The organism is Pseudomonas lini (assembly GCF_964063345.1).
In the GTDB taxonomy this organism is placed as follows: domain Bacteria; phylum Pseudomonadota; class Gammaproteobacteria; order Pseudomonadales; family Pseudomonadaceae; genus Aquipseudomonas; species Aquipseudomonas lini_B.
In genome coordinates this window covers 18,946-41,106 of the sequence record NZ_OZ061318.1, presented here as the reverse complement: position 1 = coordinate 41,106, position 22,161 = coordinate 18,946, and the positions used below count along the sequence as shown (strand labels likewise).

Here is a 22,161-nt window from a genome sequence, read left to right as displayed (position 1 = left end):
AAGAGTAAATGCCATGAATGATGAGCAAAGAGTCAGAGACATTCTCGACCTGAACAAACGAAAGAATTTGATCGGTGGTAACTGGGTCGACTCACTGTCGGGCGAGACGCTGGCTATCGAAAATCCGGCAACTGGCGAAATCATTGCTTATGTTCCGCGTGCTGGTGCAGCAGACATAGACTTGGCCGTCAAGGAAGCACGACGCGCCTTCGAGGCCCGTTCCTGGCGCAATATGCGCGCGTCCGATCGTGGTCGCTTGTTGGAAAGTATCGCGCGCAAGCTCGAAGAGCATGCTGATGAACTGGCGTTCCTTGAGGCTCTCGATACCGGTAAGGCCGTGAGTTTTGCCAAGATACTGGATCTGCCAGCGGCGATTGAAGTGTTCCGCTATATGGGTGGCTGGTGCAGCAAGATTGCTGGGAAGACGTTACCGGTGTCTTTTGATGGAAAGGAGTACCACGCCTATACCCGCCGCGAAGCTGTTGGTGTTGTCGGCGCCATCACCCCCTGGAACTACCCCTTGGCGCTGGGGGCGTGGAAGATCGCTTCGGCGCTAGCTGCTGGGTGTACGATGGTCATAAAGCCCACCGAGCTGACGCCGCTGAGTACGCTGCGCCTAGTTGAGTTGTGCCTGGAGGCGGGCCTGCCGGAGGGAGTGTTGAACGTTATCAACGGTCATGGTCATGAGGCTGGTGCCGCGTTGGCTCAGCACCCGGACGTCAACAAAATCACCTTCACCGGTTCTACGGCAGTCGGCAAGAAAATTGTCGAGTACTCGTTGGGCAATCTCAAGCGCGTCACCCTTGAACTGGGTGGAAAGTCGCCGAGCATCGTGTTTGATGATGCTGACCTTGATCAAGTGGGCTTGGGGGCAGCGCTAGCGGTGTTCTTCAATTCCGGGCAGATTTGCTTTGCCGCCACTCGTCTGTTCGTACAGGAAAACGTCTACGACCAAGTGGTCGAGGCGGTGGCGGCCGCTGCGCAGCAGTTCACTGTGGGCAACGGTCTGGACCCACAAACCATGCTCGGCCCACTGGTGTCGGCCAAACAGCAGGATCGTGTGTTGGGCTACATCGAGTCTGGTGTGGAGCAGGGCGCTCGATTGGTGTGTGGCGGTAAGCGTATTGGCGACAAAGGCTACTTCGTTGAACCGACCGTATTCGCTGATGCCACTCCGTCGATGAAAATCGTCAGTGAAGAAATCTTCGGCCCGGTCGTTAGCGTCATGAAGTTCAAGGACGTTGAAGAGGTCACCCGTATGGCTAACGACTCCCAATACGGCCTGGCTGCCAATATCTGGACCCGTGATATCAAAAAGGCTCACAAGTTGGCGCACCGCCTTGAGGCCGGGTCGGTCTGGATCAATTGCCACGGCATTCTGGATCCGGCACTCCCATTTGGTGGGTTCAAACAGTCTGGCTGGGGTCGGGAAGTTTCGGAAGAAGGTTTGCTGGCGTATACCGAAACTAAAACCGTTTGCATGCTTCTGGACGAATAAGCGGTCTTGAAAGAATAAAAAACTATTAGGAATTCGTTATTCCTAAAGGAGAAGACTGATGTTGGATTATATTAAGTACTATTTGGCTCCGTGCATCCAAGTATTGGCCACCCTGGGTTTTTATTGGGGAGGTGATTATGCCTGGATTGCCATCGCGGCATTCCCGGCTCTGGCCATTGGTGACGCGCTGCTGCCTTATGATCTAAAAAAACGTAACATGAAGAGCCACTTCTGGGCCTATCTGCCGGTATGGCTATCCACCTTGATGCTACCGGTCATGTACGTCGTATTTGCCTGGTCAATCGCAAATCATGATCTGACTTACTGGCAGATGATTGCTGGGGTTTTAGGTTGTGCTTGGCTGTCTGTGGTACCGGGTGTGCCGGCAACCCATGAGTTGTATCACTCTCGTGGTCGTCTCGCGCGCTTCGCGGGGCGCTATGGGCAGATTGCATTCCTGGACACCATGCGCATGGAAGTCCATGTCGTCGGTCACCACCGTGACGTGGGGACAGCCGAGGACTGCGATACCGCATCACGCGGCACCAATCTGTATAGCTTCGTGTTCCGTTCGATGATTATGTCCACTGGGCTGGAAATGAAGCTCGACGCCGACACCTTGGAGAAGCGCGGACATACACGCTATGGCATCCGCCATTCCGTCTGGCGCGCGTTGCTGACGGTGGTGGTATTCCTCACGGCCATTTATTTCATTGGTGGTTGGGTTGCCGTTGGCCTTTGCTTTGCCGCAATGCTGGTCGCTCGTTTCTGGGTCGAGGCGTTCAACTACTATCAACACTACGGTCAGATTCGCGTGGAAGGCACGCCGATCGAGAAACACCATGTGTGGAATCATTACGGCACCCTGTCGCGTTTGGTCGCCTTTGAAATTACCAACCACGCCGATCACCACCTGAACTCGTACATTCCTTACTACAAGTTGGTGCCGGACGAGGGTGCTATCCCCGTGCGCAGCATTATCGTGTGCTTCCTGTCTGGCTTCATTCCACCGCTGTGGCACAACGTCATCATTAAACCTGCGCTGCGTCGATGGGACCGCGAGCATGCCTCGCCGGCTGAACGACGTCTGGCGCAGGAACAGAACCGTCGGGCGGGATGGGAAGACTGGTTCGATGACCAGGGCGGGCGCGGGAAGAAACCTGATAAATCCGCATTGGCGCATGGTTGAACGGGAGCATGTCGGATGACTCTATCCACGAACCAAGAAAAGCCCCCGATTCGAGGGCTGCAGAGACGAATGATAGGGCACGGCATGCTGATTCTGCTGATCGGCTTGCTGGCTGGAGTGGGGTTGCTGATCAGTCTGATCGGCGGGTTAGAGATCTTGCCTGGCAAATTGGTATCGCTGGTTCTACCTGGCAATAGCGATGGTTGGGTGAGATTTCATATCGGGCAGTTCCTCAACGCGTTCCTGATTGTCCTGGTGGCCCTTTCGTTGCCCGTACTGGGGTTCGACACCCAACGGGCAGGCCTCCTTGGCTGGTGTGTGATCGGGGTTGGTTGGGCGAACACCTTGTTCTACGCGGCTGCGCTGTTCGCACCAAACCGGGCGCTGAGCTTTGCAGACAACGCCCTGGGGACCGCTAACTTGGCATCAGTAATTGGCTTAGTACCAGCCTTGGTGTTTGCAGTCGTTTCCATTGTTGTTGTGGGCATGCTGGCAAAGCAGGCCTTCCATCGCCCAGCGTGACTGGCATCTCCTGAGGTTTTTCAAATGCAAAGTTTTATTCAGTCCATCTTCGGCAAGAAAGCGCCGAAGCAACTGCGAATCCTGCCCCAGGACGTGACGATTGATTTAACGCCGGGACAAACGTTGCTGGAGGCCGCTTTGGCCAACGGTATTGCCTATCCGCACGACTGTACGGTTGGCACCTGTGCCTCGTGCAAGACGCGTCTGAAACAGGGTAGGGTCCGGGAAGCGACGCCATTCGGCTACACCTTGTCCAAGGCGGAGCTGGATGCAGGCTATATCCTGGCCTGTCAGGCGGTCCCACGTGACGAGCTCACCGTCATCGAGATCGATCCACTGTTGGCCGAGCTGCCACCAGTCGAACAGTTCGCCGCCCGTATTGTGGCGACCGAACAGCTTACTCACGACATCCTTAAAGTGACCGTCCAGGCGGATCGCCCGGTCCATTACGTGGCTGGTCAGTACGCCAACCTTCGCGTCCCCGGCGCCGCTCGTTACCGCAGCTATTCGTTCGCCAACGCGCCGCAGCGCAAGGGACGCAGCACCCTCGAGTTCTATATCCGCAAGGTGCCAGGAGGTGAGTTCACTGAGGCGTTGTTCCGCGGTGAGCTAGATGATCAGCCGATGGAGATGGAGACACCACACGGCACTTTTCATTTACACGGTGGCGACGCACCGATGATGTGTATCGCCGGAGGGAGTGGTCTGGCGCCGTTGGTGAGCATCCTCGAGCACGCTCGGGTAAATCGCATCAAGCGTGACTGCACGTTGTTGTTTGGCGCAAGAACCCAGGACGATCTGTATCAACTCAAGGTCATCAGCAACATCGCCTCCAACTGGCAGGGCGAGTTCCGTTTCATTCCAGTGTTATCGCATGAACCGGAATCCAGCAGTTGGGCGGGCGCGCGCGGCCTGGTAACTGAGCATATTCCTGCAGGGTTCTGCGAGGGTGCGGAGGGTTACCTCTGCGGGCCTCCGCCGATGATCGACGCTGCCATCGCTCGACTTGCGGAGCATGGCATACCACTGGAAAGGGTCTTCTACGACAAGTTCACAGACGGCCGAAATCCATAGATTCCATTCTTAATACAATAATAAAAGAAGGACTGGTATATGAACAAAACAATATACAGCTGTGGTGTCGGAGGCGTTCTGGCCTGCCTGTGTAGTGGTGTTGCGTGCGCGACTGATGCCTTTAATCTCAGCGGATTTGGCCCGATTTCCCTGAGTATGGGGGGGACCGGTGTGGCTCATGACATCGGAGCAGCGGGAATGATGATGAACCCGGCGACCCTCGTCTTGATGCAGGAAGGTGCGCATCTCGGTGTTGGTGTGGACATTATTACTGCCGACCTTGAGATCAAGAATACCGAGACCGGAGAGACAGCTCGCTCACAAAACCATGGTCGCAATAATGGGCCGTACTTTGGGCCGGAGCTTTCCTTTGTCTGGCGTGATGAGCGTTATGCTCTGGGTATTGGAGCTTTTGCTTCCGACGGTGTCGGAACCCAATTTGGGGACAACAGTTTTCTCTCCCGCACCTCTACCAACAGCATTGATACGGGACTGGATAATTTCTCCCGGTTGCTCGTTTTACGAGTGCCGTTCTCTGCCGCTTACCAGGTGAGTGAAAAGTTGTCTGTCGGCGCTTCGTTGGAGGCGGTATGGACATCGGTAAACCTGGGACTGCTGCTGGATGCCACGCAGATCGGTAGTCTGGCTGGGCAGGGGCGATTGTCTGGTTCGTTGGTCCCCGCACTGCTGAGCGTACCGGAGCTGTCGGCGGGCTACTTGTCTGTTGACAATCATCGTGCTGCTGGTGGTGGTACGGATGCCTGGGGGCTGGGTGGCAAAGTCGGCCTGACTTATCAATTGTCCCCGCAGACTCGTTTTGGGTTGGCATATAACTTCAAAACGAATGTCGGTGACCTCTCCGGAGACGCCGATTTGACGGCGGTAAGCGCTGTCGCTGGCAACATTCCGCTCTCTGGCTCCATGAAGCTGCGCAATTTCGAGATGCCGGCTCATCTGGCGGTCGGCATCAATCATGAGTTCACGGATCGATTTGCCGTCTCGTTTGACTACAAGCGCGTTTTCTGGAGCGATGTCATGAAGGACATCCGCGTCCAGTTCAAGCAGAATGGCTCGGGTGATAGCCTCGACCTGAAATTGCCTTTCAACTATCGGGACACCAATGTGTATTCCCTGGGAGCACAATATCGCTATGACGCGCGCTGGGTGTTCCGTGCTGGCTTTCACTATGCCCAGCAGGCAACTTCCTCCGGTGGAGTACTGCCAATCATACCCTCAACGCCCACCACCAATGTCACGGGAGGTGTTTCATACGCATTTAGTGCTGACGATGTCATCGATTTTGGTTTGGCCTATGGGTTTAAGAAAAAAGTGTCCAATGACAGTCTTCCAATAACCGATACACCCATCGAAGCATCGCATTCCCAGACTGTTGCTTCTATTGCCTATACAAAGCGCTTCTAAGTAGTGCAGTGATAAAACGCCGTTTGCCCAGCTGATAGAAAGAAGAACTAAAACTACTCGAGTGTGGTGAGCAATCGACTGTCGGATATCGATGGTTATCAACATTGCTACATCGGAGGATCGACAAGGAGAATCCCGGTGATGACACTCGCATAAATACAGTTTCTGCGAAATCTCGGTTCGTTATTGAGAGGTATTGATTTCCAATTGTTTGAGTAGTCTGGAGTTCGCTTATGTCAAATAAAAATAGTAACTTCGATGCAGTTGTGATTGGCGCCGGGGCCGGAGGTCTCTGCGCAGCAGCGCGTTTGGCGCACAACGGCTATCGTGTTCTGGTGTTGGAGGCGCTGGAGGTGATTGGTGGAAGAGCTTCTACCCGCACGGTTGACGGTTTTTTGTGCAACACCGGGGCGCTGGTGATTGAACTCGATGGCGCCGTAGCGGACACCTATCGTGATCTTGGCCTGGAGCTGAAGCTCTACGAGCCTCATCGCTCCAGTACCGTACTGCGTGTGGGTGAGCGTGATGTCAACATCACTGAGGGGCCGGCAGGCTGGGTCCGCAATATCGCGCCGGTTATCCTGCGAAGTATCACTAATCTACGACCGTCGTTGCGGCCGCTGCCGGGACAATCTCTCAAGGTCTGGCTCAACAAATTCACTCGCCGTCCCTGGATTCACGGTCTGATGAACAATGTGGTGGGGGCAATGTTTGCTGCCAGCACTGAAGACGTTCCGGCGGATGTGATCTTGCACTACTTCACCAAGGGCACCTCGTTCAAGAAGATCGGCATGCCGGTCGGTGGCACCATCGAAGTGTGGAAGCCGCTGGTTGAGGTGATCAAGAAGAGCGGGGGTGAGGTCTGGCTGGGGAGCAAGGCAAACCGACTCAACTTCTCCGAGGATGGATTGGTCAGCGGTGTAATAGTCGAGAATGGAGGCGACCTGATCGAGATCTCGACCAGTCTGCTTATCAGCAATATCGGTCCACTGGCGACCATTGAACTTGCCGATGTAGGCGATCTTCCTGAGGGCTACGCGCAAGGGGTGCGTGAAGCTAGTGATCCAGCTGCGATCATCACTGTCCATTTTGCCAGCCCACGACCATTGGCATCCTTCCCGTGCCTGGCGATCTTCAGCCAGAGCCGCCGCATGGTCTATGCCGCCAACTTCAGTGCCCCGGAGCTGCAAAGGGCACCGGCCGGATGGCACCTGTACTGCGGCGCTTCGGTGCCACGCCCGGCACGTGGCGAGTTCGATGTGGAGTTGGAAAAACGTTTGTTGCTTGAGGATATTCGCGAGCAGTTCCCGGGATTCGATCAGTCGATGGTGGTGGCTATAGACGTCACAGCTCATGAATGGCCGGCGCAACGTGCCATCACTGGTTACGATCTGCCGCCAACCACGCCAATCAAGAACCTTTGGAATGTCGGTGACGGGGTGAAGCCGTGGGGGGGCGCAGGCACGGCAGCATGCGCGGAAACCGCCAAGTTGATCGTTGGCGAGATCTGCCGCCGTTTCCCGCTCAGTGTCCAATAATTCAAAATGTGTGGTGACTCTATGAAAATTGCAGTTGTTGGTGCTGGGCCGGCAGGTTGTGCTGCGACATATACGCTTCGCAAGAATGGCCATGAGGTATATCTGTTTGACGCTCAAGACCAAGTGGGTGGACGAACCAGTCAAATACAGCGCGAGGGATTCAACCTCGGGACGGGGGCCCTGTTTCTGATGGGGGGAATCTATCCGCGGACCAATGCTATTCTCAAAGAGCTTGGCAAGTACAAGGAGTTGGTGCGCTGGGATGCCAAAGCACACATTATCGACCGTGATCAGCAGCGCTATACCGTTGAATTCGATCAAGTGATGAGCTTTCTCAAACTTCCTGTCTTCAGTTTTAGCGAAAAACTTAGCGTCGCCTACGGCGTGCTAAAGCAATTGTTCTCTTCCGGACCTAAGAGCTGCTTCGACGGGGCTGAGTTAGCCAAGTATGACAATGGTGAGAGCCTGCAAGCGTGGTCTGAGCGTGAGCTGGGGGATAAGGCGACGCGCTACATTACCCTGCCGTATATGGGATTTCTGTACGCTGTGCCCTTAAGTTCGCTGAGTACTTCACTCTTTCAGGCGGTCGTGCAGCAGTTCTACAAGCTGTCGCTTTCCGTTCCACCCAAAGGAATGGGGCAGATTTCGGATTGGCTGATTGAAGGTTCTCAAGGCGTGCATTTGAGTCTCTCCAGCAGGGTCGACTCTGTGTGCCGCAAGGGAGCCAGATATGTAGTGGCCACTCAGGGCCGTGAGGTGGAGGTCGATGCAGTAGTCTTGGCATCGGAGCCAGGTGTATCGGCTGACCTGTTGCAAGGATTGGCACCGAATTCAGCTTGCGAGAGTCTACGCAACTGCACTTATTCCGAGTATGCCCATGTGCAGGTTTGCTACAAGCAGAACCCATGGCCAGACTTCCCGGTCAGTCTGGCGCTACCGGGTAACCAGGTGAGAACCTGGGGTGCCTGCGTGTTGCAAAGCCGTCGTCACCCAGGGGCCGTTCCTCCGGGGGGAGAGGCAGTAGGAGTTTACTTCTACACCCCACCATTGAAGGACATGAGTGAAGAGGACATCAAGCGCGAAGCCCTCATGGCGGTGACCGAGGTATTTGGTAGCGCGCCGGAGCCGTCGTTTGTGGAGGTTTTCTATTACAAGCGTGGGCTTTCGATTGCGGTGCCAGGCCATTACGCCAAAATGGATTCGGTTCATCAAGAAATGCCCAGAGGAATATATCTGGCGGGGGATTACTTCGCTCACGCGGGTGTTGAGGCGGCAATTCTCAGCGGAGAGTTGGCTGCGAACCGGCTGGTACGTGACCTGTCCTGACGAGTTTAAAGGTTGCAGAGCGGGGCAGTCGGATTCACACGTGCCGCTCTAGCAGCCGTTGACGTTTCACCAAGGCCAGTTACTTTGAAGATTACGCAGCAAATGACTCCTCGTTTTGTGGGGCTTGGTGCGGGAGCAATGGCTTAGAAAGAGGGTGTGGCTTCTTCCAACTGCTCATCAGTTTTGCCATGGGAACTGTAAAAAAACGCCATTAAGATTGCGGTGATAATTATAAAGACAAGGCGGGAGGGCAGGCGGCGGCCAAATCAATGCGAACTGTTATGAATTAACGATAGCGTGTGGCTAGAATGTATGAAGCGGAAGTCCTGACCGTTGTCTCAGTCATGTAACTCACTTTACAGTGCGATTCGTTCAATCTGCAGTGCGTGAAATTTTACTTTGCATGGAGGCTGAATTCTTAATTCAATCGAACGACTCCCCGTGTGAAAGTTCTTAGGCGATTTTAATCGAAAATCATATAAATCCTCTACCCGTGTTATTTCTGGCGAATCAATAGGAAAGACAATGATAGAAAATAAGCTTCGATTTGATGCGCTCGTGATCGGTGCCGGTGCAGGTGGTGTTTCCGCTGCGGCGCGGCTGACGCAGGCTGGTTATCGTACGCTGCTAGTCGAGTCTCTGGAGCGTGTCGGCGGACGCGCCTCGACGCGGGAGGTCGATGGGTTCCTGCTGAACAGCGGTGCCCTGGCGATCGAGCGCGACGGTGCGGTAGCCGAGTTGTACAAGGACCTTGGACTCAAGCTCGACCTGTGGATCCCCGAGCCGCAGACCTCGCTGCTGTGGGGGAGGCGCGTGTTTGATGTCGATCCGGGCAAAGGACTGACCGGAACAGCCAGAACGCTAGTACCCTATCTGCTCAAGTTCATCGGATCGGTCGCACCTGCTTTTCGTCCCAAGAAGGGTCAGTCCACCACTGAATGGGTGAACCGGTTCACGCGCAGCAAGCATATCCACAACTTGGTGGACAACGTCTGCGGTGCGTTCTTCGCGGGCTCCGGCGAGGATGTGCTCGCCGAGGTGTTCCTCTTCTGCCTGACCCAGGGTACATCGTTCAAGAGCATCGGTTACACAGTGGGTGGCACGATCGAGGTGTGGAAGGGGCTTTCCAACTGGATTGAATCCCAGGGCGGCGAGGTCTGGCTGAACTCGCCGGTGAAGCGGCTGATCTTCGGCTCCGACGGCCTGGTCACCGGTGCTGAGATTGAGCATGAGGGTCAAACTGTCTCCGTGTCGGTGGACGTGGTGGTGAGCAACGTCGGCCCGCTGAACACGGTCCGCATCGCTGGTGCGGAGAATTTCCCCGTCGGCTACGCCGAATCGGTGGAGAAAGCGACCGATGGCGCCGCGATCATCACCATGCATTTCGCCAGTCCCAAGCCGCTGGTGCAGTGGCCCGGCCTGGCGCTGATCGGAAAGAGCCGACGCCTGACCTATGCGGGCAACTTCAGCGCGCCGGAGCAGAAGCGCATCCTGCGGCCTGGTGAGTGGTACCTCTACAGTGGGGCATCCACGCCCCGTCCGGCGCGTGGCGACTTCGACCTTGAGAAAGAAAAGCAACTGCTCATCGCTGACCTGAAGGACTACTTCCCAGGCTTCGATGAATCAATGATCGTCGCGATCGACGTGACAGCGCATGAGTGGCCGGCGCAACGCGCGATCACCGGCTACGATCTGCCGATCGAAACGCCGGTCGCCAACTTGTGGAACGTGGGTGACGGCGTCAAGGAGTTCGGCGACGCGGGGACCGCCGCCTGCACGCGCACGGCGAACAGGGCGGTCAAACAGGTTATTGAGAATTTCCCGATAAAGGTTAAGCAAGCACCGGTTTCCATACCGAGCCACTCCTAGTAACTCTCGGTAAGTTCCAATGATAATAATTCCGTTTCGAATCGCGTGCTGAAAATTGAGCGGTTTGTTCGCATTCATTGCGATCACGGTCAGCTTTGTCGGGCTAGTTTTTTCAGGACTGTTGCCATTCCCGCTGGGCCCTGACAGCCCACAGAACGAAGTCGTCGCTTCTATTTGGGAAACCCTCGTGTGGTCATGAGGTTGGCTATTGACTCGGTCGGTCTAGGTCTAATCGCGATCCTTGTCGCTGGGATCACAGTTTTGATGTGGAGGACCGAGGGAGAATCGACCGGCAATTGATTGGAAAGGGCTGACTTATTCGGAGTCTACTTAAAGGCTGCGCATTGGAAACGCAGAACTACCATTTTATAACAAAAACTAGGGGGGTGATTGTGAAAAATAGTGACTATATGTTGGGAGGGGTTGGGGTTCAATCCAAGTTGATGCTCGTGTTTTCTCTGGTTATTGGTGTCGGACTAATTGTCACACTTACTGGGTTTTACAGTGTTTACGCACTCTCCGGTCTGCTAGAAAAAAGTGGGCTTGTTAGTGATTTTAAGGTGGAAGTGCAAAATCTAAAGGCGGTGGAAAGGCAATATCTGTTTCTTCATGACGAACAAGCTCTTCAGGATAGAACCTCATCAATGGAGCGGCTAAAGAGTAGCATTGAAGAGGCTTTGCCTTTGTTCGTGTTTCCGGCCGCAAACGACTTAAATGGATTGACTAGCGAATTAGTTATCCATGATCGGAAGTTTTCTGGACTGGTCCGCGCTGCAGTGCCTAATAACTCCGGATTGGCGCCGGGAGTGATAGTTTCTTGGAGGGAAGAGGCTGAGCAATTGGCTGGTCAACATGCAGACTTGGAGAGGTCGGTAGACAAACTGATGTCGTATCTGGTCAGTGATCGTGATGATAAGGTGGCTTTGATATACACGCTATTGGCTGGGGCTACACTGATTGCGATATTTATCTCCGCGTGTGGTGTCTGGTTCATATCGCACCAACTGGTTCCTCCTCTAAAAGCGACTGTTCAGATGGCTGAGCGCATTGCCTCTGGTGATTTGGTCGATGTGGAGGAAAGCTGCCGTAACGATGAGATAGGGCAGTTGCAAAACGCTACTCGTAGAATGGCGAATGGTTTACGTCATCTCGTAGGAGACATCAATCAGGGAGCTGCGCAATTGGTTGCTGCTTCCGAGGGGCTTTCGTCGATTTGCGAGCAGGCTCAAACTGATATTGAGCAGCAGACGTTGGCAATAGTGCAGGTCTCTGCTGCTGTAAATGAACTGGTGACAACCGTTCAAGCGATTGCACAAAGCACAGAGGAAGCAGCTGCATTGGCAAGCATGGCGGATGAAAAGGCGCGCGGCGGAGAGCAAGTAGTAAATGGTGCAGTCGAATACATAGAATGCCTTTCTGAGGATATGGCCAAGTTAGGTGGCGCTATGGAAAGACTCCAGCACGATAGTGCATGCATCAACCAGGTGATTGATGTAATAAAAGCTGTTGCGGAGCAAACTAATCTCTTGGCATTAAATGCGGCAATCGAGGCTGCTCGAGCAGGAGAGCAGGGGCGTGGATTTGCAGTGGTCGCGGACGAGGTTCGAGGGCTGGCGATGCGTACTCAGCAATCGACAAAGCAGATAGAAAGTCTCGTAATTTCGCTTCAGGATGGAAGCCATACGGCGTGGGAGCTTATGCAGCGCGGCAATTTACGAACCAGAGAGGCTGTAAACCTAGCCCAGCAAGCACGTATCTCGTTGCTTGAAATCACTCAAGCAGTAGCTGATATTCAGGCCATGAACCATCAGATCGCTGCAGGTGCCGAAGAGCAGGGCGTTACAGTGGTTCAGATCAACCAAAACATCATAGAGATTCACAGCATGGCTGACCTGTCTGCAATTAAGTCGGGGCAAACGATGAGTTCTTCAGTAGAACTAGCTCGTTTAGGTAGTGACTTGCAGCAGTCGGTCGGGCGTTTTCGTTGGTAAAAAAATCGAAAGACTTCAATATCGTATTTGCCCGCGACCTTACTATGGGGCAGTGGGTTTCCTTAGCGAGGTAGTTTATGTTTTTACACAGCCTCAGCCGGCTCCTGCCTGTCGTCAATGGCTGAAAGCAGTCCGACATTATGTGGGGGACCGCGTCTCCGTCGCCGCGTATGCAGGAACAGACATTATCGACTCGGCCGGAGGATGCTCGTAGGTCGAGGACAGCACGGCACTGAGTCGATCGCCCAATAGATTCCAGGCGCGTTTCTTCTCTTCGGCATAGTCGTGATATAGGTAGTGGCGTCTCACCCGCGAGCCGGCCAACACATGGTTTTGGCATCTATTAATGAGGTCCTGGCTGACCCCCCAAAGCCTGCATCATGGTCGCGCCGGTACGGCGCAGGTCATGCAGTGTTCAGTTGCCGTTCTGGCCATCGGCAAGCACCAGGATATCGTCATGACGCCGTCGTGAGAGGGCCTCGCGGTTTTTGAACCGGGCTTTGCGGTCACCCACCCGTTTGCTCACCACTTTTACGTCCACATGCCCATCAGCCTGTTTGTTGGGAAAGCACCACTGGGAATGTCCCGTCAATATCTTCAGCTCTTGAAAGAAATGCAGGGCGAAAGGCGAGAGGAAAACATGGTGGTCCTGTTATTTACCGCGCGTGCCTTTGACATTTTCACCGGGGAGGAACCAGGTCCGCTGTTCCAGATCGACAATTTTCCATTTGGCCTGCAGCAACTCACCCATCCGGCACAAAGTACCCTGGCTGATCCAGAATGCAAGTTGGCTTTCCTTCTTTAACGGCCGAATACCCTCGTATTTTTGACCGGCGGGGGTGGGCGTTGTAATTGGTTGCCATCTATTGGAAACGGTAATGCAGTTCCAATAGTTCAGCCGGCGAAAGGATGTGGCTTCATTCCTCTTCGTAGTCTGCGGGGGATCATGCTTATTAATCTCAATCAGGTTGGTCGGGTTGCCATTAACCAGCAGAGCACGCCAGGGCTGGTGCTTTTCTGCCCATGCAAACATCTGAGTGATATCGGCAAACAAACCAATGGCCTGTTCTTCTCGGCGCAGAGATCAAGCATCTCCTGGGTCTCTTGAGTAACGCCTAGCTGGCTCTACCATCCGTGTGCTTCTGGCCAAAAGAGGGTCACAGGAGTCTCAATGCTGGCCAACGCTTCCCGGTAAAGACCCACCCTGTCCGCCCCTGCGCAATATCAATACCGTCATCTCATAAACAAGGACGGTTTTTCCCCTCGTCGTAGCGACGTCGACTTTAAACACAATCCACCCTCGTTCATGGTTCCCCGCGTGGATGAGTGATCGAACGACTTGAGCTGAGAGCTTGAGAATGTCTCCAGGCACTACTGGAGCAACCATCCTAAAACCATCGATCTTCCCACCCGCCACGACATTTGTTTGAAGCAGTAAGGCATCACACATCAACCGCTGCGAGATACCGAAGGTTTGTACGCCGCTGGCACAGTGCACCCCAAGCGGACTCGAACGGGCAAGGTCAGGATCTATATGAATATCGAGAGGATCGTACTCGGCAGCAAAGGCGATAATTTGTTCCGTTGTGATAGGAACAGATTGCTTGGCTGTCCAAGTTCTACCCGGGGTGAGGTCTTCCCAATACAGTTCTTTCTCTGCCACGGTATCTCCTGGATTCTGCAGCGTTAAACTCGCGACACTGACGCTCAAAACTTAGCTGCGAGTTTCTCCACAAATGCTCGCATCCCTTCTTTCTGGCCAGGCGTTGCGTGGATCGCATTTAGTGCGTCTGGCGGTTAAGCGTGATCAAGCCAGCCCCTTCGACATGATCAACTATTAGGGGCCGGTAGTTCACAGACAAATCCTTTGCGCAAAAAAAGATTTCCGAGGCGCAGCGGGAAACTTGTTACAGCCAGTACGCTCCTCTATGAGAGGAGTTCGATAGCAATCGCGGTCGACTCGCCGCCACCAATGCACACAGAAGCGATGCCACGCTTTAGCGTGTTCTGCCTCAAGGCATTTACCAACGTAACAACAACACGCGCACCTGACGCACCAATCGGGTGCCCCAAAGCGCATGCCCCACCGTGGACATTTAACTGCTCATGTCCGACGTTCAAGTCTCGGATAACAACCATGGGCACCACGGCAAAGGCCTCATTGATCTCAAAGAGATCAACATCCTGCATTGACCAGTTGGTTCGCTCCAGCAAGCGTTTAATCGCACCGACCGGAGCGCAGGCAAAGAGGCCGGGAGCGTGCGCGTAGGATGCATGACCTGCTATCCGGGCCAACGGTGTAAGGCCTCTACGCTCGGCTTCAGACAAGCGCATTAGCACGAGGGCAGCCGAGCCATCCGAAATAGAACTGGAGTTCGCCGCAGTCACCGTCCCCCCTTCGCGAAACGCAGGTTTCAACGTAGGAATTTTGTCGATCCGGGCCTTACCCGGCTGTTCATCGCTTTCAATCGAAACCGTCTCACGGCCAGACGAGGCCAGCACAGGGACAATCTCGTCCTGGAAACGCCCTTCGGTGATTGCCTTCTGAGCTCGGGTCAACGAGCTGATCGCAAACTCATCCTGCTGGCCTCGAGTGAATCCATAACTCTGAGCACAGTCTTCGGCGTATGTGCCCATGAGCCGGCCTTTCTCGTAGGCATCCTCCAACCCATCGAGAAACATATGATCAATGATCTTGCTGTGGCCCATTCGATAGCCTGAGCGAGCCCGCTCCAACAGGTAGGGAGCGTTTGACATGCTTTCCATACCTCCGGCAACCACCACCTCTGCGCTCCCGGCATGGAGAAGGTCGTGGCCGAACATCAGCGCTTTCATGCCAGAGCCGCACATCTTGTTGACTGTTGAGCACACCACTTGCTCCGGAAGATTCGCCAACAGGGCAGCTTGGCGAGCCGGAGCCTGGCCTTGCCCAGCTTGTAGCACGCATCCCATGATGACCTCGTCAATGTCACGGGGCTGCAGGCTGGCTCGTTCCACGGCGGCACGAATTGCAACCGCTCCCAGCTGCGCAGCGGTGACTTCCTTGAAATTCCCAAGAAAGCCTCCTAACGGAGTTCGGACAGCACTGACAATGACGATAGGGTCGGTATGGCTCATAACTGAATCCTCTGTTTCATGTTGGGGGGCTTGTGCCCGATCACAGACTTTTAACTCGATCTATTTCGCGGCCATTCTCAAAGCACCATCCAAACGAATCACCTCACCATTGAGCATGGAGTTTTCGATGATGTGCGCTGCCAACGCTGCGTACTCGGAAGGCCGTCCCAGCCGTGGAGGGAACGGCACATTGGCTGCCAATGATGCCTGCACGTCCCGAGGCATACCCGCCATCATCGGGGTCTCAAATATTCCGGGTGCAATGCACATAACACGGATGCCTGAACGAGCTAGGTCGCGTGCCAATGGCAGTGTCATGGCAGCAACACCACCTTTGGACGCGGCGTAAGCGGCTTGGCCCGTCTGACCGTCAAAAGCTGCGACAGAGGCCGTATTTATGACTACGCCGCGCTCACCTTCTTCATCGGGCTCTCCCCCCGCCATAGCCTCAGCAGCAAGGCGAACCATGTTGAAGCTACCGATCAAATTGATTTCGATAGTTCGACGAAAACTCTCAAGCCCATGTGCGCCATTACGGCCTAAAATCCGTTCGGCTGGTGCAACACCCGCGCAGTTGATCACCCCATGCAACGCGCCAAAGACGCCTACCGCAGAGGCAATTGCTGTACGGCAATCAATTTCACTGGTGATGTCTGCTCGCACGAAAATCGCACGTTTTCCTAGCTCGTCAGCGCGAGCTACACCAGCGGCTTCGTTCACATCGACCAGCACCACGTTTGCACCTCGGCCCACCAACTCACGCGCCGAAGCCAGCCCGAGTCCAGAACCTGCGCCAGTAATCAGGAAGACTGAGTTTTCGATGCGCATGATGTTTCCTCACAATTTGGCAGTACCGCATACGCGGTTATTTGACATGTAAAAGGCCCAACGGCCAGATCGGTGCCGGCCGCCGGTTTACTTCAGGTGTAAGTCACGCTGGAGATTCTTAAACGGATATTGTCGGTGATCAGTGGCCTCGACAATGCTCAAATGCCTCAGCTTGGTTGAATGCTTTGGATAATTGAGGCCAGGTATCGAGGGCTAGGAGGGGGGTTGCAGAAGCGTTCCCTGATTACAAAACCTTCGGGTTGACATGCAATGCTGTGAAGCTGGAACGTAGATAAACAATTCAGGCTCGCCAGGTTGCTCAATGCAGACCTGCCGAAGAGATTTGAAGGTCAGCATAATGTCAAATATCAACTGCGCAGAGGAATAAGCATGCTCATCCAGGACAAGGGAACTACTTCAATTGGATTGGTGCATGAAGCCCTCGATGGCGCATTGCGACGCCAACTGGACACATCCATCGCATTGCAGCAAGCACGCATAGATCCGGAACTCCTCACTTCTCCCCAGGCCAGGGTTTCGGCTGCTGCATTTTCTCGCCTGTGGGTCGCTCTTTCAGATCTACTCGACGATGAGTTTTTCGGAATCGATAGCCATCCAATGCGACGAGGTAGCTTCCGATTGATGTGCCAGGCTTCGATTGACTGCGAGTCGTTAGAGCAAGCGTTGCGGCGGATTCTGAAATTTCTACGCCTCGTATTGGACGATATTCACGGTGAGCTGAGGCTTGAAGACGACTCCGCCGTCATCGTTATCCATGACAAAGGAATTGAGCGCCGCCTCTTTAGCTACGGAACATGGCTGATCTTGGTACATGGATTGCTCTGCTGGCTGGGTAACAGACGCATTCCGATAAAGGAGCTCTGCTTTAGACCGAATCGACCGCTCGACGATAGCGACTATCGGATGCGCTTTTGTGAAGAAATTCAGTTTGGCGCTCCAGTTACGATGATTCGATTTGACCGCATTTTTCTAAGCCTCAAGGTCGTGCAAAACAAGGCCAGCCTATCGACGTTTTTGAAAGAGTCGCCTGCTAGTCTGTTGGTAAAATATCGTAACGAGGACAGCATCAGCGCCCAGATCCGAATGAGATTGAGAGACCTGAATCCAGAGGAATGGCCAGAGCTGGATAAGGTGGCCAAAGTGCTCCGCATGTCATATTCGACGCTTCAGCGAAGGCTCCAGGCCGAGGGGGTTAGCTATCAGCGTTTGAAAGACAATCTGCGCCGCGACATGGCGATCAACCTGCTGTGCCAGCCAAATATGACAGTAACCGAAGTAGCTGCTCTCACAGGCTTCCAGGAAAGCAGTGCATTTCACCGCGCCTTCAAGAAGTGGACGGGAGTGAGCCCTGGCGCATATCGCCGCTCCAATGCGGAAGAACCGGGCGAAAGCTAAAAGCCTTACTTGCGGAACAAGAGCACTACTTCCCCCGCCAGATTTCGTACTGAGATCTGCAACTCGTTGCACCCGCCAAAATGCCGATGGACATCTCCTCCCCAAGATCACATGGGTGGTTTCTGGCCAGCTATGGGTGTCCAAATCGGTCAAGCAGAACGATGTCGCAGGGCATAGGCCGCAGCAAGCCCAACTCCTACGATGCGACGCAGGTAGCCCAAGGTGTCGCATCTCAAGCAGACCACCGAGCCTTCAACCGGTGCGTCCCCCCTGGATATGCCTCCAAGACCGGGTGCCTGGCACTTCACAAACAAAAACAAGATCGAAGGAGACGCGATATGCAGCCGATAAACGTTTATGCACTCGCGGTTGAATCGAAGTTCAACCGCTTCCATGGGCTCATTCTATTTTGGTGTGTCCTCATTCTGATAATCGATGGCTATGACCTCGCTGTAGTCGGTGCAGCCCTTCCGGCAATCATGAAGGACATGGACATTGATCCAACCAGCGCCGGCATCATGGCTGGTTCTGCGCTCTTCGGAACGATGCTCGGAGCGATATTTCTTGGAACGCTAGCTGACCGTATCGGGCGTCCCAAGATGATCGCAATCTGTGTGGCCTTGTTCAGCATTTTCACTGCCGGGGCTGGTCTCACCAGTGACCCGATCAGCTTCAGCATTTCTCGCTTCATCGCGGGCCTTGGCATCGGCGGAGTACTGCCAATTTGCACCGCTCAGATGGGTGAGTTTTCTCCACTCAAACTCCGTACGCGCCTGGTAACCCTCGTTTTCGCGGGGTACTCCGTGGGCGGTATCTTGGTTGCACTAACTGGCAAGCAACTCATTGAGAGTCACGGATGGCAGTGGGTGTTTTATGTGGCGCTGCTGCCAGTGCTTTTGATTCCTATGATCCTGAAGACCATGCCTGAGTCCATAGGCTACCTGCTTAAAACCGGACGTCAGGATGAGCTACGGGCTATTGCTCGCAAGATAGACCCTACTCTCATGATCGACGAAAACACTGTGATGACCGGAAATGCCAGTGTATTGGATAAACAGGAAGCGCCAGTTCGTAACTTGTTCAAGGATGGTCGAGGCTTTAGCACCATAATGATTTGGGCGGCGTTCATGACCGGCCTCTTCATGGTGTACGCCCTTAACTCCTGGTTGACCAAGCTTATGGCGATGGCTGGGTTCAGTCTTGGCTCCGCGTTGAACTTTGTGATTGTTTTCAATGTGGGGGCAATCGCCGGTGCAATTGGCGGGGGATGGTTGAGCGACAAGCTAAACATCAAACACGTACTGGTCTGCTTTTATATCGTAGGAGCAATTGCTCTAACAATTTTGGGCTATACGCGCTCAACAACTTTGCTATTTCCAGTGGTGTTCATTGTCGGGGCATCGACGCTTGGTACCCAGCTGTTGGCATATGCGTACGCCGGGGATTTCTACCCTTCATCGATTCGTTCAACCGGTGTGGGTTTCGCGTCTGGTGTAGGAAGAATTGGCGCTATCGTCGCACCTATCCTCATCGGCTGGCTGGTATCACTAAACCTTCCGCTTGAGAAAAACTTCATGGCCATTAGCCTTGCTGGTCTTATTGGCGCTGCCGCCGTCACCATGATTAACCAGTCGCGCGCAGACTCGACTCAAGTCAGAAAGGCCCCAGCCCTGTCTAGCTAAAACCATGATGCATCCGCCTGTAACTGAATCCGTGGACTCTAACGCATGAAAATGAATCGCTTATCCCAACCGCCAGTATCGTCTGAACTGCTTAGCCAAACGGTTGATTGGGCGATAGCTTCACGACGCAGCATTCGGGCTTTTTTGCCCACTCCTGTACCACGCGAAGAAATTGAATCGATACTTGATATCGCTCGATTCTGCGCAACGGGAGTGAACATGCAGCCTTGGCGCGTCCATGTTGTCACTGGAGAAGCAAAGACTCGTCTTTCATGCGCCATCGCGGAAATTGACAACAATCCGTCACTCAGCAACAACCTTGAAGACGCATACGAATATTACCCACGCGAATGGACTTCACCATACGTGGATCGGAGAAGGAAAGTAGGCTGGGAGCTCTATGGACTGCTGGGAATTGCAAAGGGTGACAAGCAGCGGATGCATGCGCAACACGGTCGCAATTACCATTTCTTTGATGCGCCAGTCGGCTTGATCTTCACCATTGATCGAGTGCTTAAGGAGGGGAGTCTCCTTGACTACGGAATGTTTCTGCAGGCGGTGATGGTGGCAGCGCGAGGAAGGAAGTTGCACACCTGCCCACAAGCAGCCTTTTTGAAATATCACCACGTGATTTCGCAAGCCCTTGCGATCCCCGCTGATCAAATGCTGGTTTGCGGAATGAGTCTTGGATACGCCGACGAGACCAGTATTGAGAACACCTTGGTTACTGATCGGGAGCCGGTGAGCGCGTTTTCCACTTTTCATCACAATAATAAGGAGACAACACCATGAAGCCTGGTGCTTATGAGAATGGGCTTGATCACTGCAAGGCAAACTATTTGCCCCTGACTCCCCTTGGTTTTCTAGATCGCGCAGCACTTGTGCACCCGGATCGGACAGCTGTAGTTCATGGAGAACTTCGCAGAACCTGGAGTGAAACTCGCGAACGGTGCTATCGACTCGCCTCGGCACTTTCCGAAAAAGGCATGGGTGCGGGAGACACCATTTCAATCCTGTCTCCCAATACTCCTGCCATGCTCGAGGCGCATTTTGGGATACCCCTCTGCGGCGCGGTACTGAATACAGTCAACTACCGCCTGGATGCTGAAGGAGTGGCATTCATACTTCGCCATGGGGAATGCAAGCTCCTCTTGGTGGATCGAGAGTTTGCTGCACTGGCTGATGCCGCTCTTGGACTCCTTGAGCACCGCCCTATGGTCATCGACATCAATGATCACCTGGCGCCCATTTGCAAAAGCATTGGAGACATCGATTACGAAACCTTCATTGGCAGCGGTAGTCCTGATTTCGAGGGCGTATGGCCAAGTGACGAGTGGCAGCCGATAGCGCTCAACTACACCTCAGGTACAACCGGCGATCCTAAGGGGGTCGTCGCTAGCCATCGCGGCACTTACCTCATGAGTATGCTGCAGATGACTAACTGGCCGCTTTCTCGGGCTCCTCGTTACCTGTGGACACTACCCATGTTCCACGCTAACGGATGGTGTTTTACCTGGGCGATCACTGCGGCGGCCGGCACGCACGTGTGCCTGAGAAAAGTTTCCGCAGAGACGGTGTTTGAGTCGATAGATAACTATGGTGTCGATCATTTCTGTGCGGCGCCTATTGTTATGGCCATGATTGCGAACGCCGCAGACCGTCCTGCGCTTAAAACTCCGGTTCGAGTGCTGACTGCTGGTTCCCCACCTCCGGCCACCGTACTTAACGCCGTAGTCTCACGAGGCTTCGACGTTGACCACGTTTATGGAATTACTGAAGTTTCCGGCACCCCGATTAGCTGCGTATGGCAAGACGGTTGGGACGATTTGACACCGAGTGAGCAAGGCGCTTTCCGTGTGCGCCAAGGGGCTCGTGCGGCAGCCTTCGAAGGCTTAATGGTCGCTGACTCCGAAACTATGCAGCCAGTACCAAAAGACGGCCAAACAACTGGTGAGCTGCTGCTCAAGGGCAACACCGTGATGATGGGTTATCTGAAGAATGAAAGCGCAACCCGAAAAGCCTTTGAAGGCGGCTGGTTTCATACTGGTGATGTAGCCGTTGTGCACCCCAACGGTTATGTACAAATTACCGACCGTTGCAAGGACGTCATTATTTCCGGAGGGGAGAATATCTCGTCCGTAGAGATCGAAGAAACCATCCATTGTCATCCAGCTGTTTTACATGCTGCAGTCGTCGCTCAGCCTGATGACAAATGGGGGGAAGTCCCCTGCGCGTTTGTTGAACTAAAAAGTGGTATTGAGCCTCCCAGCGAGGCAGAAATAATTGTGTTCTGCCAAACCCGTCTTGCTCGATTCAAATGCCCTCGCAGAGTGATTTTTACGGAATTACCAAAAACCGCAACTGGGAAAATCCAGAAGTTTTTACTTCGAGAGCAAGCAGGCAGTCGCGATGCAATTGTCCGTTTAGCTTCAAATTGCTAGGGCGTGTTCAGCTCACTCTAGGGAGAACTGAATTGTTTGGTATGGATGAAGATTTTGGTTCGCAGATATAACTCGCACGGCGCTACCAATTAGATAGTCGAAAATCATACGCACTACAAACAAGTAAAAGGTGCTTGAAGTGTTGAGCAATTTGCGCATATTCAATTGATGCATTCGCGTGAGCGAACTCTGCGTGAGATTCGTGTGTGTTGCGTTGGTTTGGAAGATTTCCTTGTTGCTTCTGTTAC

The 22,161-nt window shown here is 53.9% G+C and carries 16 protein-coding genes and 1 pseudogene; 13 read left to right on the top strand and 4 right to left on the bottom strand.

Going from position 1 to position 22,161, the window contains the following annotated elements; translation table 11 throughout:
• Window positions 1-13: 13 nt before the first annotated feature.
• The 9 genes from AB3226_RS00165 (at window position 14) to AB3226_RS00125 (ending at window position 12,429) form a co-directional block, all read left to right on the top strand.
• Entirely contained in the window at window positions 14-1,498 is a 1,485-nt protein-coding gene (locus AB3226_RS00165; protein ID WP_367371484.1) for an aldehyde dehydrogenase family protein, read from the top strand.
• A gap of 58 nt (window positions 1,499-1,556) precedes the next feature.
• On the top strand, window positions 1,557-2,687 hold the full coding sequence (locus AB3226_RS00160; RefSeq protein ID WP_367371483.1) for an alkane 1-monooxygenase: 1,131 nt from the start codon (window positions 1,557-1,559) through the stop codon (window positions 2,685-2,687).
• A gap of 15 nt (window positions 2,688-2,702) precedes the next feature.
• Complete coding sequence (styC, locus tag AB3226_RS00155) at window positions 2,703-3,209, top strand: styrene-oxide isomerase StyC (RefSeq protein WP_367371482.1); 507 nt, start codon at window positions 2,703-2,705, stop codon at window positions 3,207-3,209.
• 24 nt (window positions 3,210-3,233) lie between these two features.
• The gene (locus AB3226_RS00150) at window positions 3,234-4,283 is read left to right on the top strand and encodes a 2Fe-2S iron-sulfur cluster-binding protein (protein ID WP_367371481.1); all 1,050 of its coding nucleotides are present in this window, start codon (window positions 3,234-3,236) and stop codon (window positions 4,281-4,283) included.
• Window positions 4,284-4,322: 39 nt separating this feature from the next.
• Entirely contained in the window at window positions 4,323-5,705 is a 1,383-nt protein-coding gene (locus AB3226_RS00145; protein ID WP_367371480.1) for an OmpP1/FadL family transporter, read from the top strand.
• A 233-nt stretch (window positions 5,706-5,938) separates the two neighbouring features.
• On the top strand, window positions 5,939-7,243 hold the full coding sequence (locus AB3226_RS00140) for a phytoene desaturase family protein (RefSeq protein WP_367371479.1): 1,305 nt from the start codon (window positions 5,939-5,941) through the stop codon (window positions 7,241-7,243).
• Between the two features lie 21 nt (window positions 7,244-7,264).
• Complete coding sequence (locus AB3226_RS00135) at window positions 7,265-8,569, top strand: NAD(P)/FAD-dependent oxidoreductase (protein ID WP_367371478.1); 1,305 nt, start codon at window positions 7,265-7,267, stop codon at window positions 8,567-8,569.
• A 525-nt stretch (window positions 8,570-9,094) separates the two neighbouring features.
• Window positions 9,095-10,438: an FAD-dependent oxidoreductase gene (locus tag AB3226_RS00130; RefSeq protein ID WP_367371477.1), complete on the top strand. Its 1,344-nt coding sequence runs from the start codon at window positions 9,095-9,097 to the stop codon at window positions 10,436-10,438.
• Window positions 10,439-10,830: 392 nt separating this feature from the next.
• Window positions 10,831-12,429, top strand: coding sequence for a methyl-accepting chemotaxis protein (locus tag AB3226_RS00125; RefSeq protein WP_367371476.1), 1,599 nt, complete (start codon window positions 10,831-10,833; stop codon window positions 12,427-12,429).
• Window positions 12,430-12,567: 138 nt separating this feature from the next.
• Here the strand turns inward: AB3226_RS00125 and AB3226_RS00120 are convergent.
• The 4 genes and pseudogenes from AB3226_RS00120 to AB3226_RS00105 all read right to left on the bottom strand — a co-directional run.
• Window positions 12,568-13,495, bottom strand: a pseudogene (locus AB3226_RS00120) (site-specific integrase); the annotation flags it as partial.
• 102 nt (window positions 13,496-13,597) lie between these two features.
• On the bottom strand, window positions 13,598-14,092 hold the full coding sequence (locus tag AB3226_RS00115; RefSeq protein ID WP_367371475.1) for a MaoC/PaaZ C-terminal domain-containing protein: 495 nt from the start codon (window positions 14,090-14,092) through the stop codon (window positions 13,598-13,600).
• A 263-nt stretch (window positions 14,093-14,355) separates the two neighbouring features.
• A complete protein-coding gene (locus AB3226_RS00110) occupies window positions 14,356-15,546 on the bottom strand; it encodes an acetyl-CoA C-acyltransferase (RefSeq protein WP_367371474.1) in 1,191 nt (396 codons plus the stop codon).
• A 60-nt stretch (window positions 15,547-15,606) separates the two neighbouring features.
• The gene (locus AB3226_RS00105) at window positions 15,607-16,374 is read right to left on the bottom strand and encodes a 3-hydroxyacyl-CoA dehydrogenase (protein ID WP_367371473.1); all 768 of its coding nucleotides are present in this window, start codon (window positions 16,372-16,374) and stop codon (window positions 15,607-15,609) included.
• Window positions 16,375-16,764: 390 nt separating this feature from the next.
• On the opposite strand from AB3226_RS00105, the gene AB3226_RS00100 reads away from it, so the two are divergent.
• From AB3226_RS00100 to AB3226_RS00085, 4 genes are all read left to right on the top strand, one after another.
• Entirely contained in the window at window positions 16,765-17,790 is a 1,026-nt protein-coding gene (locus tag AB3226_RS00100; RefSeq protein WP_367371472.1) for an AraC family transcriptional regulator, read from the top strand.
• A 338-nt stretch (window positions 17,791-18,128) separates the two neighbouring features.
• Complete coding sequence (locus AB3226_RS00095) at window positions 18,129-19,472, top strand: MFS transporter (RefSeq protein ID WP_367371471.1); 1,344 nt, start codon at window positions 18,129-18,131, stop codon at window positions 19,470-19,472.
• 45 nt (window positions 19,473-19,517) lie between these two features.
• A complete protein-coding gene (locus tag AB3226_RS00090; RefSeq protein ID WP_367371470.1) occupies window positions 19,518-20,264 on the top strand; it encodes a nitroreductase in 747 nt (248 codons plus the stop codon).
• Window positions 20,261-21,913 carry an AMP-binding protein gene (locus AB3226_RS00085; RefSeq protein ID WP_367371469.1) on the top strand — a complete coding sequence of 551 codons (1,653 nt, stop codon included), beginning with the start codon at window positions 20,261-20,263 and terminating at the stop codon, window positions 21,911-21,913. Before AB3226_RS00090 ends, AB3226_RS00085 begins: the two co-directional genes overlap by 4 nt.
• Window positions 21,914-22,161 lie beyond the last annotated feature (248 nt).